Here is a 16,615-nt window from a genome sequence, read left to right as displayed (position 1 = left end):
GCGGCGTCCGGTTCCCCGGCGGAATGAGCGTTTTGATATGGGATGCACGTGGCCGAACGGCCTGCGCGGGCTGGCGCCCGATGGCTGCGCCATCGCGATCGCCGCGCACGGCGGCGGTGAAACGGAAGGGCCGGTGTCAGCCCGCGCCGGCGCCGGCCTGCCCGATCAGCTCGAGCCGGTAGCCCTGGCCATAGGCGGTGCGGATGCCGACGCCGCGTTCCGGGCCGAGCTGGAGTTTCTTGCGCAGCTTGTAGACGTGCTGCTCGATGGTGCGGCCGGCCACTTCGCTGGCCGCGCTCCAGATCGAGGTGCCGATGGTTTCGCGGGAAATGTAGACGCCGGGCGACGAGAAGAACATCCACGCCAGGCCGAATTCGCGCGAGGTGAGGTCGATCGGCGCGCCGCGGAAGGCGGAGGCGCTGTTGTCGCGGTCCAGCATGAAGCCGGCCAGTTCGATCTTGCGCCGCGCGGCGCCGCGGTTGCAGCGGCGTATCAGGGCGCGCGCCCGCGCCACCAGTTCGACCGGGTCGAACGGCCGCACCAGCAGGTCGTCGGCCCCGCTGCCGAGCACCAGCACCGTCAATTGCGCCTCGCGCAGCGGCGACAGGCCCAGCACCGGCGTGTCGCTGACGGCGCGGCAGTTCAGCCAGGACAGGATGGTGTCATCGGCGCTGGGCGCGGCCGCGAAGTCGATGAGGATGAGATCGAATTCCTGCCTGGGCAAGGCGCGGAACAATAACACCTCGGAAGAATAGGGGATGCAGTTGAATCCCGCCTGCCTCAATGTGGCACGGACCAATTCCAGAACCGATGCGTTGCGTATAAGGCATGCGATATTCATTCGCTTCTTCGATTAATCCCCGCGTGAATTTTCGCTATGATAATTGCTATCGGGGATTTTGTCTTAAGAAGCTGCGCTACCGTGCCGGCGAACACAAGCGCCTTCCCGGGGGAAGGCGCTTGAATCTACGGGATTTTACTTAGACGGTTCCGCTATTTACGCCGCCGCCGCCGCGCGTCTCTCGGAATCCTTGACGCTCAGTTTATTGTCATGCTTGTTGTCCTGCCAGGATTCGGCCTCCTTGAACAATTTCGCGTCGTTGTCCATATAGCTCTTCGCGGCGTCGACCACCTTCTGCGGCACCTGGACCACGGTGCCGTCGTCCTTGGTGAGACTGCCGGTCTTGGCGATCTCGTTCATCTTGGCCTGCGTCAGGAAGTCTCCGTTCAGCTCGGTCTTCTGGAAGTCGACGATGGCGGCGGCGCTGTCCTTGATGGACTGGTTCTGGGCCGGCTTGTAGTCGGCCACCGAGATCAGGCCGTCCTTCTTGCCGTTGTGCGCCACCTCGATCTTGTCGAACAGGGCGCCGTTGTTGGCCATCATGGTCTTGGCCGCTTCCCGCACCTCCTGCGGCACGTCCATGCTCACGCCGTTGGCCTTGGTCAGCTTGCCGGTCTCGGCCATCTCCTGCACCTGGTCGCGGCTCAGGTGTTCCTTGCCCATCTGCTCCTTCTGGAAGGTCGCCATGGTGTCTATCGAGCCATACTCGGACTTGGTGGCGGGGCCGTTGTTGACGTTGCCGGTTGGCGGCAGGCCGTCCGGGCCGGGGGTGGCCGGCGCGCGGGCGAAGCCGTTTTCGTCGAGTTCGCCCCTGCTGCGCAAGTCGTCGGCCAGGTGCTGCAGGAATTCGTCGAGCGTGTTGGCCTCGTGCTTGTGCGGCGCCGACAGGCCGTTGCCGGTGCCATTGCCATTGCCGCCGGCTTTGCTGAGCAGGCCGTCCTGGGCGGCGCGATCCACGTCCTGCGTGCTGAGCAGGCCGTCGGCTTCCTTGCGGATGGAGGTTTCGAGTTTCTTGAACAGCTCGCAATTATTGTCCGTCATCTTCTTGGCGGCCAGCTGCACGTCCTCCGGCACCGGGTCGGTCTTGCCGTCGCTGCCGGTGCAGTAGCCCGTGTCCGCCATCTGCTTGACCTGGTCGATGTTCAGATGCTTGATGTTGTGCTCTTTCTGGAAACCCTGGATGGTCTCGGCGGCGGCGAATTCGGTTGGGCGGTGGCTCTTGTTGAGCACGCCGTCCATCACGAGTTTCAGGAAGGCGCCCATGTCCAGGCACTGCTCGGTCGGCGCGTTCAGGTCCCGCGTGCCCGGCTTGCCGATGCTGCCGTCCTTGAGGGCGGCGTCGTAGTCGGCCGCGCTGAGCAGGCCGTCGTGCTCGGGGCGGATCGCGGTTTCCAGTTTCTTGAACAGCTCGCCGTTGTTGGCCATCATCTTCTGGGCGGCGGCCTTCACGTTCTCCGGCACCGGTTCGGTTTCGCCGTTGGGCATGGTGCAGTAGCCGGTCTCGGCCATCTGCTGGACCTGCTCGCTGCCCAGCAGGCCGATGTCGTTTTGCTTCTGGAAGTCGCGGATGGTCTTGGCGGCGTCCGAGGACGAGGGCAGGTTGGCGTCCGGGCCGCCGAACAGGCTCTTCAAGGCCGACTTGGCCCAGGCCGGCAGGGGCAGGTTGTCGAACGCGCCGCCGTCGCCGCCGTTGTTGTCCTGGCCGTTGTCGATGTCGGTGTCGTTCTGGTCATCGAAGGTCAAGCCCCGCGGCGGCGCGAAGTTGCCGGTGGGGGGCGGCGCGGTGTTGTAGATGTTGATGGTGACGCCGCTGTTGTTTTGTACGCTGCTCATGGTTTCTCCAATATCCGATATTGATCACATTCCACGCCTGGAAACGGGGAACAACTGGGTTTGTGTCGAGCGCCGCCAGCAACAAGCGTGGGACTGTCGTTCGCGGCGATCTCATCCTTTGTGGCTGAAATAAAACGGGCGGTTCCATGCCAGGAAGGCAAGCCGCGGCGCGAAACTAGGCCGCCGCCTGGGCGGCCTCCTCCGCCTTCTTCATCAGTTTGAGGAAAATGGCGGTGTCGTCCATCGCGTCCGTCACCTCGCCGATGGCCTTCTGCTGCTTGATCGAGCGCTGCGTGGAGCGGTCGGACGCGGCGGTTATAGTCGACATGTTGCCTCCCAAAACAAGTGGATAAAAATGAAAAGATGCCGTCGGGCGGCATCTGGGGAATCGAAACTGTTGCCTCGACGTCTATTGCTGGTCGTTGATGGACTTCGCCATGGTGTGGAAGATCTTCAGGCGTCCCAGGGTGTGGGACTGTTCCGAGACCCAAAGCTGGAACGCCATCGCGTCCTGGGCGCTGGATTGCGCCGCCGCGACCATGGGGTTGTCGGTGGGCTGGTTGCCGTTCTGTGACGAGGCAACGGAAAGGTTCTGCTGGTAGCTGGCCATGATATTTCTCCCGTCGATAAGAGAATGGGGGCATTGCGGATGCCCCCATGAGATCAAAACTGTGTTGTCCGGCCTTGCGAACGGATCAGATGCTGTTCAGGATATTGTCGCGGCCCTTTTTGTTGTTTTTCATTTCCAGGTTGGCCGCGTCCATTGCCTCGTTGTTCTTTTCGACGTGCTTCATGTCGTTGATTTGGTTGTAGGTGCTGCGGTCGGACGAGTTGGTGATCGTGCTCATGGAATACTCCTCGAAGTGGCTGGTTAATCGGTCAAGACCGTCTAGCAAGCGTTGTTGTTTGAAGCGGTCGAACATAGGTGGCCCGCGCTTGAAAGGTGGTTCCACTTTTTTTACGTGTTTTTTTTGCCGGGCCGATGCGGCGCCAAACCGCTTCCATGACTGTTCCTCATGATGCAGTCGCGCTATACTTGGGCCGATCCTTTCCAACATCAGGTAAATCATGTCCAACGACTTTTCCTTGTCCCGCGAATTATTAGACGAATTGATCGCCTTGGTGAATTCGGGCCAGCACTTCTCCGATATCCATCTGGAACAGGACATGCCGATGATGATGAAGACGCCGCGCGGCTGGCGCGAGGTCAGCGCGGAGCCCGTGACGCTGGAGGACATGGTGCCGGTCCTGAAGGCGATCGACGAGGACTGGGAGGACAAGATCATCGAAAGCGCGATCGACCGGCCCTTCGTGCTCACCGACTACCGGCTGCGCTGCAACGTGTTCCGCACCTCGGGCGGCACCAAGGTCACGGTCTCGATCCGGCGCCTGCCGCTGCATCCCATGCCGCTGGACAAGACCGGCCTGCCGCAATACGTGAAGACCATACTCGAGGCCACCAGCGGCATCATCCTGATCACCGGCCCGACCGGCTCGGGCAAGACCACCACCATCGCCTCGATGCTGGACCAGATCAACGCCACCCGCAGCGCGCACATCATCACCATCGAGGAGCCGATCGAGTACCAGTTGCGGCGCAAGCAGTCGATCATCTCGCAAAAGGAGGTGCCGGCCGACACGGCCAGCTTCTCCTCCGGCCTGCGCGAGGCGATGCGGCAGAAGCCGGACGTGCTGATGGTGGGCGAGATCCGCGACTTCGACACCGCCGACACCGTGCTGCACGCCGGCGAGTCGGGCCACCTGGTGCTGGCGACGCTGCACACCAACAGCGCCGTCAGCGCGATCACCAAGCTGCTGGGCTTCTTCCCCCCCGAGCAGCGCGAGCAGCGCGCGGCGGGGCTGGCCAAGTCGCTGATCGGCGTGGTGTTCCAAAGCCTGGTGCCGAGCGAGCAGGGCGACGACGTCGTGCTGGCCCACGAGATGGTGTTCAACAACAACCAGCAGGTGGCGCCCTACATCGCCGACCTGGGCAAGCTGCACCTGATCGCGGAGTTCATGCGCCGCAAGGAGGACAATATGTCGCGCAGCCTGAACGAGGTGCTGGCGCAGCTGGTGGCGAAGAAGGCGGTGAGCGCGAAGGACGCCATGCGCGCCACCTACAACCGCCTGGAACTGCACGAAATACTCAACAGCAAGCGCTGATGGAACTGAAACGCATTGGGCTCCACTCATAAGTGCCTGTCTCGGAGCGAGGCAGGGGGCAAGCGGTATTTGTAATCAACTTATGATAGGAGAAGAAAATGATCAATCCACTGAAGGCAGTGACCAATGTGTTGAACCAGACCACGGACCTGGTGAAAGCCGGCAAGAACCTGGCGCACGAGGTTTGCCCGCACACGGACATCAAAGGATAAGGACGCGGGTCCGGCAATAGCTTATGCGCGGGCGCCTTCGGGCGCCCTTTCTTTGTGCTCTTCGCCGATACGAACAGATCGGGTCCAGTAGGGCGGAATAACGCGAAGCGTTATTCCGCCGGACGGGCGCAGGCCCGCACGCATGCGGCGGAGCCGCCAGGCCCAGTGGGCCCGGTGGCGAGTCCGCCCTTCCCCGCCAGCGCGACACGGTTGCGGCCGGCGCGCTTGGCCTGGTAGAGCGCCTCGTCGGCCAGGCGGAACATGCCGGCGGCGTCCGCCCCGCCGGCCGCGTCCCCCAGCTCAGCCACCCCGGCCGAGAACGTGGCCTGGAACTCCGCGTCGTCGGCCCTGTGGCGCAACTGGCCGAAGGCCTCGCGGATCTCGTCCATCACGGCGGCGGCCGCGGCGGCGGAGGTGCCCGGCATGATCACGGCGAATTCCTCGCCCCCGTAGCGGCCCACCAGGTCGCCGTGCCGCAGGCGCTCCCGCAGCAGCTGCGCGATCGCGCGGATCACCTGGTCGCCCACCGGATGGCCGTGGCTGTCGTTGATCTTCTTGAAGAAATCGATATCGGTCATGGCCAGCGCCAGCGGCGCGCCCTCCCGTTTGCTGCGCGCGATCTCGCGCGCGGCCTGTTCCTTGATCGAGGCGTGGTTGTACAAGCCGGTCATGGCGTCGCGCATGATCAGGCCGCGCAGCGCGCGCGAACGCTCGACGCGGCCGGCGACGGCGAACACCAGGTCCTCCGGCGCGACCGGCATGGGCAGGAAATCGTCGACGCCGGCGGCGATGGCGCGCCGCCGGGCCGCCGGGGCGCTGTCCTCCGACAGCACCAGCACGGGCAGGTCCAGGAAGGTTTTGTCCTGCCGGATCAGCATCGCCAGGTCCACGCCGTCGCAGGCGTCCGTGCGCACGTCGATCACGACGGCCTCGGGGTGGTGGCGGCTCAGCGTGCCGACCAGATCGAGCGGCTTGTGCAGGCGCATCGCCTCCATCCCGGCGCGCGCCAGCGCGTCCTCGGCCGCGGCGAGCCTGCCGGCGTCGCTGCCCACCACCAGCACGCGGTGGGGCTGTTTGTCCATGCCCCGGGCCAGCGACTCGATGCGTTCCTTCAGCGCGGCCATCTCCACCGGCTTGGCGAGGTAGCCGTCGACGCCGGCGCGCGCGGCGGCCAGGCGGGTCTCGAAGTTGTTGACGGGCGCGAGCCACAGCACGGGCACCGGCGCGGCGCAGTGCGCGCGGACGCGGGCCACGCAGGCCGGATCGGCGTAGCGGCTGTCGCGCGTGCTGGGATCGACCACGATGCAGCCCAGGGGCTGTTGCGCCGAGAGCGGCGCCAGCCGCTCGAGTTCGGTCGCCACGGTGACCTCGTAGCCGGCGCCGCGCAGCCGCATGGCCGTGTCGCGCGCCAGCAGGCCGTTGTCGCCGAGCAGGCAAATCTTGCGCGCGGCTGGCGCGGCGGGCGGGGGGGCGGGCGGTGTCTGCATGGTCGTGTCTTGATGGGAGGGCGTGCCGGTGGCGGCCAGTATATCGCGATAATGTTGCCGTATGGTATTTAATTCCGGCGGATTAAGCGGTATATTGCTAAGTAGTATTGCTAGGTGGTGTCGCGGCCGACGCTGCCTTATATTCGACGATCACTTTAGAACGAGGAAGAATATGCGCAAGTCCGCGGGTTTCGGAAAGCTCATCACGGTGACGATGGCCGCGGCGGCGCTGTGCGCGCCGGTCTTCGCGGTCGAGGTGTCGGACGTGTCGGCGCTGCTGCGCGCCAAGCGCTACGACACGGCGCTGGCCCGCGCGGACGAGCATCTCGCGGCCAAGCCGGACGACCCGCGGATCCGCTTCCTCAAGGGCCTGGCCCTGACCGGCCTGGGCCGGCGCGACGAGGCGATCGCGCTGTTGACGGCGCTGTCGGCCGATTATCCCGCCATGCCGGAGCTGTACAACAACCTGGCCGTGCTGCACGCGGCGGCCGGCCAGCCGGACAAGGCGCGGGCGGCGCTGGAGGGCGCCGTGAAGGCGAACCCGGGGTACGCGCGCGGCCACGAGAACCTGGCCGACATGTATCTGCAGCTGGCCGCGCAATCCTACGCCGCGATGCTGAAGCTGGAGCCGAACAACGCCGAGGTGCGCGCCAGGCAGGCGCTGCTGCAATCGGCGATGAACTACGGCGGCGAGCGCGCGGCCGGCGTGCCCAAGCAGGAGGCCGAGGTGGTGGCCGCCGTCCACGCGTGGGCGCAGGCCTGGAGCGCGCGCGACGTGCCGGCCTACCTGGCCTTCTACGGCCGGGACTTCCAGCCCCCGGGCGATATCCCGCGCGCCGCGTGGGAGGCCGAACGCGGCGCGCGCCTGAAGGAAGCCTCGGTGATCCACGTCGCGCTGAAGACGCCGCAAGTGTCCCTGGACGGGAGCAGGGCCACGGCGACGTTCGAGCAAAGCTACCGCTCGGACCGCTCCTCCTCCACGGTCCAGAAGACGCTGGTCCTGGAGAAGCACGACGGGGCGTGGAAAATCGTGCGCGAGGACAGCCGCAAGTGAGGCGGGACGGGCCGGGGGGCGTTCGGCGCGTATTCGGGGTGGCTTTGCCATCACCCTGACATATTTGGCGGGTACGATGCTTGCAATCTGCAAGAGATCGCAAGCATGCGGAATCAATTCCGCCCGAGTCCCATCGCCAAGTACACCCGACAACATGAACATTCCCAAGCTGAAAACCGGTCCACGCGTCCTCTTTGCCTTTGGCATGGTTCTATTGATTATGGTGGGCATGACGGCGATCGCGCTGTGGAAGCTGGAAGCGGCGAATCAAACCACGGAGTTCCTGGTCAACGACAAACTGGCCAAGCAGCAGTTGGCGTCCGAGCTGCTCGGGGTGGCGCGGCTGAACGGCATCCGGGCGCTGTCGATCGCCAAGTCCGACAGCCTGGAGATGGCCGAGTTCTTCCAAGGCCAGTTGAACCAGGGCGACAAGTTGAGTCAAACTATCGCGGCCAGGCTGCGCGCAGGCCAGCACGCCGGCGCGGAAAACGAGTTGCTGCGCGCGGCCGACGTGGCGGGCGGCGCGTATTTTTCGGTCAGAAAGAAGGTGTTCGCCTTCAAGGAGGTGGGGCGTACCCAGGAGGTCGAGCACCTGGCCGACGGCGACTTGCAATCCACTTACAACGCCTACATCGCGGCGCTGGAACGGCTGCTGGAATACCAGGCGGGGCAGGCGCGCGCGCTGGCGGCCGAGTCCGCCGATCAGTACCGCGCCAGCCGCGCCACGCTGCTCGGCTTCGGCGCGCTGGCGGTCGCCTTGGGCGCCGGGCTGGCGTGGAGCCTGATCCAAAGCATCGTCGTGCCGTTGCGGCACGCGCTGGCGCTCGCGGTGCGGGTGTCGAAAGGGGACTTGCGCACCTTCGACAATCCCGATCATGTGGATGAGATCGGCCAGCTGCTCGACGCCCTGCACGATATGACCGTGCGCCTGGCCGGCGTGGTGACCCATGTGCGCGACGGCGCCCACGCGATCGACGCCGCCTCCAGCGAACTGGCGTCGGGCAACCTGGACTTGTCGCGCCGCACCGAGCACCAGGCCGGGGCGCTGGAGGAAACCGCTTCGGCGATGGGCGAACTGACCTTGGCGGTGCGCGCGAACGCGGGCAACGCCGCGCAGGCGAACGCGCTCGCCGAATCGGCCTCGTCCGTGGCGCGCAGGGGCGGCGCCGTGGTCGCCGACGTGGTCGAGACCATGGACGCCATCGGCGGCGCGGCGAAACAGATCGTCGACATCATCGCCGTCATCGACGGCATCGCCTTCCAGACCAATATCCTGGCCTTGAACGCGGCGGTCGAGGCCGCGCGCGCGGGGGAGCAGGGGCGCGGCTTCGCCGTTGTGGCGTCGGAGGTGCGCACCCTGGCGCAGCGCTCCGCCGTGGCCGCCAGGGAGATCAAGGGCCTGATCAACGACTCGGCCGAGAAGATCGCCGCGGGCGGCACCCTGGCGCACGCCGCCGGCGACACCATGGGCGAGATAGTGGCCAGCGTCCAGCGGGTCACCGACATCATGCGTTCGATCAGCGCCGCCAGTTCGGAGCAGGAATCGGGGATACGCGAGGTCAATGGCGCGATCGCGGCGATAGACGAGGACACGCAGCGCAACGCCGCGTTGGTCGAGGAGGCCGCGGCGACGTCCGAAGCCATGCACCGCGAAGCGAACAACCTGACGCAGCTGGTGAGTTTTTTCCAGGTCGACGCGCGCCGGAACCCGTCGGCGCCGGGGCCGGCGGTCACGGCGGTCGCGTTGCGTCCGGCGTTGCGGCGCCCGCGGCTCGTCTAGCGCCGCCCCGGAGCCGGCCTGGAGCCGGCAAGATAAAGTGAATTGTGACATGGAAGTCACGGAACCTCCGCCTCGCCATCGCGACTGATGGGCATTCGTGCCCACGCACGCCAAGGCAGGAGCGACACCATGCATCACATCACGCGCGGCAGCCCCGCGGACATCCAGCGTCTCGCCACCCATCCGGGCGGCCTGCCCTCCATGGAGGCGATGCAAGCCAATCCGAAGGTCACCATCACCAAGGCGAACTTCTTCGCGGGCTTGCCGTTCCTGGGCGGGATCGGCAAGGACAACACTTGCAGGAGCGACCGCGACAAGGAGCGCATCGCGCGCGACTGGCGTGGCTTCGATCTGCCGCCGAACCAGCTTGGCTCGCAGAGCGAGCGGCATCTGCACGGGATGGTGGCGCGCTCGGAGCATCGCAACGCGAGCCGGATACCGGAGGCGGCCGCCGAGGTCCTGGAACGGACGGCGGCGCGCATCACGGAACTGGAAAGGAAGGAGCGGGGCTACGCGAGCCGGCTCGACGCCCTCGACGCGCGCCTGGCGACGGACGATCCCGATGAGCTGCTCCTGCAAACCCACGCCACGCTGCTGACGGAGCTGACGGCGGTGAAAAAGAACATCGCCAGGCAGAAATGCCAGCGCGAGTCCGCGCAAAAGGATGTCGACGGCGACTCCATCCAGCCGCGGCGCGACGCGGCCAACTCCGCGCTGGCCGCGCTCGGCGGCGATGCCGCCGGCGATGCGGACAGGGCGGCGTACGCCGAGGCGCGCCACGCCCTGATAGCGGCTTCGACTCAAAAGTTCTTCGACGCCTATTGCACGCTGCGCGAGCACAAGGGCGACCACTCGCGCGCCAAGGGCATGGGAACCCTGCTGTCCTCCATGGCCCGCCAGCTGGAACTGCCGGCCAAGTACCTGGAAGGCCTGGAGGCCTTGCCGATCGCCGAGGAGATGCTTGGCCACGTGGCGATGTCGCCGCCGGACCTGGCCGAGGCGAGGGCGGCGATCCACGACCGGCTGGTGGGCCGCCGCGTGCGCGACCTGACCGCCGGCGGGAGCTCCGAGTTGCCCGGCCCCCCGCCCAGCAAGAAGGAGGCCGCGCATTGGAGCGGCGAGGCCAGCAAGCTGAACGCGCTGGCGCGTGATTACGCGGCGGTGGAACGGATACTGGACGACACCCTGCCGGCGCTGGAGCGGCGCGCCCGGGACACGCAGAGGCAATTCATGGACGACCTGGTGGAACACCTGCCGTCGATCGCCGGCATGAGCGCCGCGCAACGCGGGCAGACCAGGGAGGCGCTGCGCGCGCTGGCCGACAAGCTGGGCCGGCACGACGCGTTGCTGAAGGACGCCCCGCTGGCGGGCATGCAGCTGATGCACGTCGTCTCGATGGCGGAGAGCGTGACCGGGCACGACGCGGACCGCTGCGTCGCGCTCTACCAGGCGCTGGCCACCGAGCCGGTGGAGCGCATCGTCGGCGCCGCCTGGGCGCATGCCGGCGCGGGCACGCCGGCCACCGGAACGGCCCTGGACCTCGCGAGGATGTGGGAAATGGGCGCGCACGTGGTTCCCGAGGCCGTGGGATCGCTGTTGGCCTGCAACCCGGAGAACAAGGCCGATTGGCGCGATGTGCAGTCCTTCTTCCGCTGCGTCAGGGAACACGGGCGGCTCGCCGGGGACCCGGAAGGCGGCGCGGCGCACCGGGGGCGGCTGCTATCGGCGATGGGCGCCCTGCGCGACGAGCTGGTCGACAAGGTGGAACCGGTGGCGGGCAGCCCCGCGCGGCGCGACTGGGTCATGGTCAAGAGCGCGGTGTGGGAACAGGGCACCGCGCGCCGCGTGGAGGAGGCGTTCGGCGGCTTCCAGGCCATGGCCTCGCTGCCGGCCACCACGGTCGAGCATGTTCACGACCAGTTCAAGCAAAAAGGCTGCGGCGATGTGCTGAAGGAGGCGCGCGGGGAATTCCGCCAGGTGCTGGGCAATCTCAAGGATTTCGCCCAGGCCGCGCTGGACCGGGCCACGACGCCCAAGGAGAGGGAAAACGCCCGGCTGCTGCTGGCCATGTCCGGCTACGTGGCTGGACACCGGGGCACGGAAAAGGCCTACACCAAGGTGTCGCGCTTCCTGACGCACAAGGAGGGCACTTTCAACTCCGGCAAGGAAATCTGGTCCAACCCCCTGAAGGCGAAGGAAAAGAAGGCGATCCTCGAGGCGGCCGGCGGCGGCCTGTCGGTGCCGGCCATGCTCGACCATCCCTCCCTCGGGAAACTCGAATCGGGACACGGCGCGCTCGAGCTGTTGCGCGAGGCGGTGGCGGCCACCGGAAATGAAGCGGACCGCGCCGCGATGCTGGCGCAATTGGCGTCGCTGGACGATCGCGTGAAGCTGGCGGAGGGCGGCGCGCTGGATGGGCCGGAGGCGATCCGGCGCACGCTGCACGATGCGATCGACCGCACCCGGCTTGGCGACCGCACCGACACCATGGGCGCGCGGCAGTTCAAAGTGTCGGTGCCGTTCGGCGGGCCGGTGGCCCCGGGCGTCAACCTGTTCGCCACGCTCGGCGGCTCGCACAGCGCCGGGATGCTCCTCAACGTCCAGGCCAACAACGAATGGCTGCAACTGACGATGGGGACCATGACGGAGATATCCGGCCACGCCGGCCTCGCCATCGGCACCAATACCCAGGTGCTCCCGGACCATGCCCAGCGGCCCATCAAGAAGACTCCCCTGGGGATCAATCTGCCGGGCGGCGGCCTGCGGGGCGAGTTGAAGCACAGGACCGACCAGGCCGTCGTGCTGAAAATACCGATCAAGCCCAAGGACGGCCTGCGCGACCTTGCCGATGCCCGGGAGACCATGAAGCGGGCGGTCGACATGCTGCTGGACTTCAAGCCCGGCCAGACCCTGGACGGCGGTGGCAGGCCGTACGGATCGGCGCTCGACCTGATGTGCGACAAGCTCGCTTCGCCCTTCACGATCGACGACGAGGTCCGCGAGACCAGCACCAGGACGGTCGAAGCCGCGATCACCCCCGGCAGGGCGGCCGTGGTACTGGGCGACAAGACCAAGGACCATGCGCGCCTGGGCTTCGGGGCGACGGCGAAGTTCGTCCGGAGCTCGGACCTGGCGCGGTACAGGAACCAGCAGGGGGCCAGCGAGGTGAGCGAGACGACCAGGAACACCGTGAAGCTGGACGCGTTCATCGGCATGAACACTTCCCACACCCATATCAAGGGGGAGCGGAACCAGAACAAGTTCGGCTTTCCGCTGGTGGCGGGCGTGGGCGGCGGCGTCGATCTCAACATCGGCGGTTCGGACGTGAGGGACAGGGCTCCGGTCGAACCGGACAGCCAGATGGTTTTCAAGAAGGAATACGGCAACTACAGCGGCGACACGGCACAGGCCGTCAATGTGCTGCTCGAAGCGCTGCCGGCGCTGGCCAGCCGCATTCAGGAAGTGGTGGACAAGGGTTTCCGCAAGTCGCTGGAGGTAGCGCTAACCGACGCCGCGCGGGCGCGGGGCCCGAAAGGGCCGGCGACGCCGTGGCGTCGGGAACTGGAGCACGAAGTGGCCGGCTTGCGGGAAGGAGTGGAGGGACTGCGCCGGGAAATATCGCAGCTGAAACTGGAACTGGCGGAGCGCCAGGGCCACTTACTGGACAACGGCGCGCGGACGGCCGCGAGCGGCGGCGGATTCGGCGCATACCTTGAGGCCGAAACCGCGGAACGCCTGGCGCCCCTGGAGCATGAGCTGGCGCGCCGGGAGCAACCGCATACCCGGCGCGCCGGTGAACTGGCGGAGCTCGGCCTCCAGCAGGCGACCAGGGAACTGGTGGACAAGGAGCTGGCGAAGATGGAGGGCGAGGTGCTGATGAACTTCGGGCGTGCCCTGATGCTGCAGAGGCCGGACAGGTTCGCCGTCAAGCTGGAGTCCAAGGAGCAATGGGCGCACCGCGGCATCGACGCCGCCATCGCCTTCGCCGTCGACGACGGCGACGAGGGCATGGCCGAGGTGATGCGGCATGTGGCGGCGCGGGTCTTCGCGGGCGACAAGGACATGGCGGTCAAGTACCTGGGCGCGACGGGGGATGTGAACGTCAAGCTGAGCCAGTTCGATGTGAAGAACCCGCTGTTCTTCAAGCGCAGGGAGGTGCGGGGCTCGACCGAGGAGGCGATTCCCGACATCCGCACCGCCACGCTGAATCCGATGGCGCAGCGCCTGCTGGGCGAGCGCAAGCGCCAGCTGAGCGTGACGGAATTGCAGGAAAAAATAGCCAAGACCAGCTTGGCGCTGGTGCGCAGTGGAAACGGGGGAGAGCGATCATGAACATGAGAACGGGCGGGTTTGGCGGCGCCGACAGGTGGGCGGATGTCACCATCAATGCGTACTACTACGGCAAGCCGCCGGAGGTCATGGATGTGCCCGGCGACGAGGATCCGCTGGACATCGATGCCCCGGCCCCGCGCGCCTGCTCCGCCAAGCCATCCCCGCGGAGCGGCGACGCGCCCACCGACGCCGACCCCATGAACAATCCCATGCTGCTGCAGCTGTTGCAGATCATATTCCTGCTCGGCCTGCTGAAGAAGGACGATCAGGTTCCGGAAGCGGGGGACAAGGACATGGGCGGCGGCGGGGGCGGGGGCGGTGGCGGTTCTCCCGAGCGGTCCAACGCGCCCTGGCGCGGCGGGGACGAGCCGCGCATCGGCGGGGACGACGGCGAGGACGGCGGGACCGGTCCCGCGGCGCGCGCCAGGAAAGGTTCCGGCGCGTCGCCCGGCAAACGGAAGGCCGACGAGTATGCCGGCGAAAAAACCGACGAGAGCCCGGATAAAAAGGCCAGGCCAAAGACCGATGAAACGGTCGACGAAAAAAACAGCGAAAAAACCGGCGGCAAGTCCGACGCCGGCAAGACCGGCAAGACGTCCAAGGCCGGCGGTCCCGGGACGATGCCCGAGCCCACCGGCACCGTCACCGTGAACGAGACCATCGTGGTGAAGGCCGGCCAGGTGTTCGACGGCGGCGGCAAGCTCTACAAGGCGGGCAAGGCGCTGGGCGACGGCGGCCAGAGCGAGGACCAGAAGCCGGTGTTCGTGATCGAACCGGGCGGCGTGCTGAAGAACCTGCAGTACGAGGGCGCCGACGGCATCCACACCATGGGCGACGCGACCATCAAGGACGTGTGGGCGCGCGACGTGGGCGAGGACGCGATGACGATGAAAAAGCCGGGCAACGTCACGTGGAGCGGCGGCGGCGCCTTCAACGCCAACGACAAGATCTTCCAGCTCAACGCGGGCGGCTCCTTCACGCTGGAGAACTTCACCGCGGACGGTTTCGGCAAGGCGGTGCGGACCAATGGCGGCCACCAGATCGACACCGACATCGTCATCCGCAACTCGGAGTTCAAGAACGGCAAGGAGGCCATCGTGCGCACCGATTCCACCTCCGCCACCATCTCGCTGGAAGGGGTCACCTTCAGCAACGTGCCCAACGACGTGCTGGCCCCGGACGCCACCGAAGTGAGCGGCGCGGTCAAGCGCGGCAAGAAGTAAGCCTTCCCATCACCCTCGCCGCGCCCGGCCGGCTTACGCCGGCATGCGCGCGGCCGGCGCCTCGCCCGCCCGCGCCGGCAGGCGCGTTGGCGGCGTAAACGGGCGCCGCTGCTCCGGCTCCCGCCGCGCATGGCCGCCCGTTTCGAAGCGCGCCACCGCCAGCACCAGCTGCGCCGACTGCGCGCGCAGCTCCTCGGCGGCGGCCGCCGCCCGCACCACCAGCGCCGCGTTCTCGCGCGTGATGGCCTCCATGTCACCCAGCACCGCGCCGACTTGGCCGATGCCGTCGCTCTGCTCTCGGCTGGCGGCCGAGATCTGCCGCATCAGCGCGGCCACCCGCGTGACGGCGGCGAGGATGTCGGCCATGGTCGCCGCCGCCTCGTTCACCTGCGCGTGGCCATGGTCCACCTGGGCCGCCGAGGCGCCGATCAGCGTCCTGATCTCGCGCGCCGCGCCGGCCGTGCGCTGGGCCAGCGCGCGCACCTCGCCGGCCACCACGGCGAAGCCGCGGCCGGTCTCGCCGGCGCGCGCCGCCTCCACGGCGGCGTTCAGGGCCAGCAGGTTGGTCTGGAAGGCGATCGAGTCGATCACGGCGACGTGGCCGACGATCTTGTCGGAGCTCGATTTGATCGCGGCCATGGTGTCCGACACGCGCCCGGCCGCCGCGCTGCCGCGCAGCGCGCTGTCGCGCGCCTCGTCGCCGGCGGCGCTGGCCTGGCGCGCGTCGTCGGCGTTGGCGCGCACCGTGCCGGCCAGCTGCCGCATCGCCGCCGTGGACTGGCGCAGCGCGCCGGCCTGGCGCCCGGTGCGCTCGGACAGGTCGGCGTTGCCGTCGGCGATGCCGGTCGCCGCCGCCGACACCGCCGAACTGGCGGCGGTGATCTGCGCCATCGCCCGCGCCAGCTTGTCGCGCATCAGCTTGAGCGCGCGCAGCAGCTGCCCGGCCTCGCCGCCGCTGTCGCCGATCGCCACCGCCAGGTCGCCGGCGGCGATGCTGTCGGCGACGCGGGCCGCCTCGCGCAGCGGCGCGGCGATGGAACGGGTGATGTAGAGCGCGCACGCGGCGCCGAACAGCAGCGCCAGCAGGCCCACCGCCAGCATGCCGGCCCGCGCCTCCCGGTAGTGCACCCGAGAGCGGTCGCGGGTCGCCGCCATGGCGGCCTGCTCGCTCCCGGCCAGCGCGGCCAGCCGGGCGATCCAGTGCGCGTGCGCCGGCGCGAAGTCGCCCTTGTAGACGGCGGCGGCGTCGAAGTAGTTGCCCGCCGCGACCAGCGCCCGCACCCGGGCCAGCACCGGCGCCAGCGCGTCCCGGCTCTGGCGCACCGCCGCCAGCGCGCCGGCGTCGGCCGCCGCGCCGGCGGAGTTCGCCGAGCCCGCCAGGGCGCGTTCGGCGTCGTCGTAGGCGGCCAGCAAGGCGGCCAACTGGCCGCCGGCCTCGGCGCCCTCGCGGGCATCGGTGGGCGCGGCCAGCTGGCGCAGCGCCAGCGCCAGCGCCGCGCCCTGGTGGCGCATTTGCAGCGCCGCGTTCAGGCTGGCGAGGCGGACGCCGACGATGTGCTCGGTGTCGTCCTGCAGCGCGGCCATGCGCCACAAGCCTATGCCCAAGAGGCTGGCCGCGCACAGCAGCACCAGCCCGAAACCCAGCGCCAGGCGGGCGCCGATACGGAGATTCGCGATCAGGGTCATGATC

General features: G+C 67.7%; 12 protein-coding genes. 5 read left to right on the top strand and 7 right to left on the bottom strand.

Annotated elements, in window-relative coordinates:
* Positions 1–136 precede the first annotated feature (136 nt).
* The 5 genes from BM436_RS29835 to BM436_RS36525 form a co-directional block, all read right to left on the bottom strand.
* Positions 137–742: a response regulator transcription factor gene (locus tag BM436_RS29835; RefSeq protein ID WP_229490869.1), complete on the bottom strand. Its 606-nt coding sequence runs from the start codon at positions 740–742 to the stop codon at positions 137–139.
* 255 nt (positions 743–997) lie between these two features.
* The gene (locus BM436_RS29830) at positions 998–2,674 is read right to left on the bottom strand and encodes an efflux RND transporter periplasmic adaptor subunit (RefSeq protein WP_093559668.1); all 1,677 of its coding nucleotides are present in this window, start codon (positions 2,672–2,674) and stop codon (positions 998–1,000) included.
* Positions 2,675–2,849: 175 nt separating this feature from the next.
* Positions 2,850–3,002, bottom strand: coding sequence for a hypothetical protein (locus BM436_RS37295; protein WP_177307620.1), 153 nt, complete (start codon positions 3,000–3,002; stop codon positions 2,850–2,852).
* An 81-nt stretch (positions 3,003–3,083) separates the two neighbouring features.
* Positions 3,084–3,284 (bottom strand): hypothetical protein, encoded by a 201-nt coding sequence (locus BM436_RS29825; protein ID WP_093559666.1) that lies wholly within the window; start codon positions 3,282–3,284, stop codon positions 3,084–3,086.
* An 85-nt stretch (positions 3,285–3,369) separates the two neighbouring features.
* Positions 3,370–3,750 carry a hypothetical protein gene (locus BM436_RS36525; RefSeq protein ID WP_143133361.1) on the bottom strand — a complete coding sequence of 127 codons (381 nt, stop codon included), beginning with the start codon at positions 3,748–3,750 and terminating at the stop codon, positions 3,370–3,372.
* On the opposite strand from BM436_RS36525, the gene BM436_RS29820 reads away from it, so the two are divergent.
* Positions 3,743–4,837: a type IV pilus twitching motility protein PilT gene (locus tag BM436_RS29820; RefSeq protein WP_093559664.1), complete on the top strand. Its 1,095-nt coding sequence runs from the start codon at positions 3,743–3,745 to the stop codon at positions 4,835–4,837. The genes BM436_RS36525 and BM436_RS29820 overlap by 8 nt on opposite strands.
* 322 nt (positions 4,838–5,159) lie before the next feature.
* Here BM436_RS29820 and BM436_RS29815 read toward each other — a convergent pair whose 3' ends face one another.
* A complete protein-coding gene (locus BM436_RS29815) occupies positions 5,160–6,536 on the bottom strand; it encodes a diguanylate cyclase (RefSeq protein ID WP_093559662.1) in 1,377 nt (458 codons plus the stop codon).
* A gap of 172 nt (positions 6,537–6,708) precedes the next feature.
* On the opposite strand from BM436_RS29815, the gene BM436_RS29810 reads away from it, so the two are divergent.
* From BM436_RS29810 to BM436_RS29795, 4 genes are all read left to right on the top strand, one after another.
* A complete protein-coding gene (locus tag BM436_RS29810) occupies positions 6,709–7,590 on the top strand; it encodes a nuclear transport factor 2 family protein (protein ID WP_177307618.1) in 882 nt (293 codons plus the stop codon).
* Positions 7,591–7,744: 154 nt separating this feature from the next.
* Complete coding sequence (locus BM436_RS38580) at positions 7,745–9,370, top strand: methyl-accepting chemotaxis protein (RefSeq protein ID WP_093559658.1); 1,626 nt, start codon at positions 7,745–7,747, stop codon at positions 9,368–9,370.
* Between the two features lie 129 nt (positions 9,371–9,499).
* The gene (locus BM436_RS29800) at positions 9,500–13,702 is read left to right on the top strand and encodes a hypothetical protein (RefSeq protein ID WP_093559656.1); all 4,203 of its coding nucleotides are present in this window, start codon (positions 9,500–9,502) and stop codon (positions 13,700–13,702) included.
* Entirely contained in the window at positions 13,699–14,925 is a 1,227-nt protein-coding gene (locus tag BM436_RS29795) for a pectate lyase (protein ID WP_143133360.1), read from the top strand. The genes BM436_RS29800 and BM436_RS29795 overlap by 4 nt, the downstream gene beginning before the upstream one ends.
* 33 nt (positions 14,926–14,958) lie before the next feature.
* Here BM436_RS29795 and BM436_RS29790 read toward each other — a convergent pair whose 3' ends face one another.
* Positions 14,959–16,611, bottom strand: coding sequence for a methyl-accepting chemotaxis protein (locus tag BM436_RS29790; RefSeq protein ID WP_177307616.1), 1,653 nt, complete (start codon positions 16,609–16,611; stop codon positions 14,959–14,961).
* Between the last annotated feature and the right edge of the window lie 4 nt (positions 16,612–16,615).

The organism is Pseudoduganella namucuonensis (assembly GCF_900116645.1).
In the GTDB taxonomy this organism is placed as follows: Bacteria; Pseudomonadota; Gammaproteobacteria; order Burkholderiales; family Burkholderiaceae_D; genus Rugamonas; species Rugamonas namucuonensis.
This window is presented reverse-complemented; position numbering and strand designations above follow the sequence as displayed.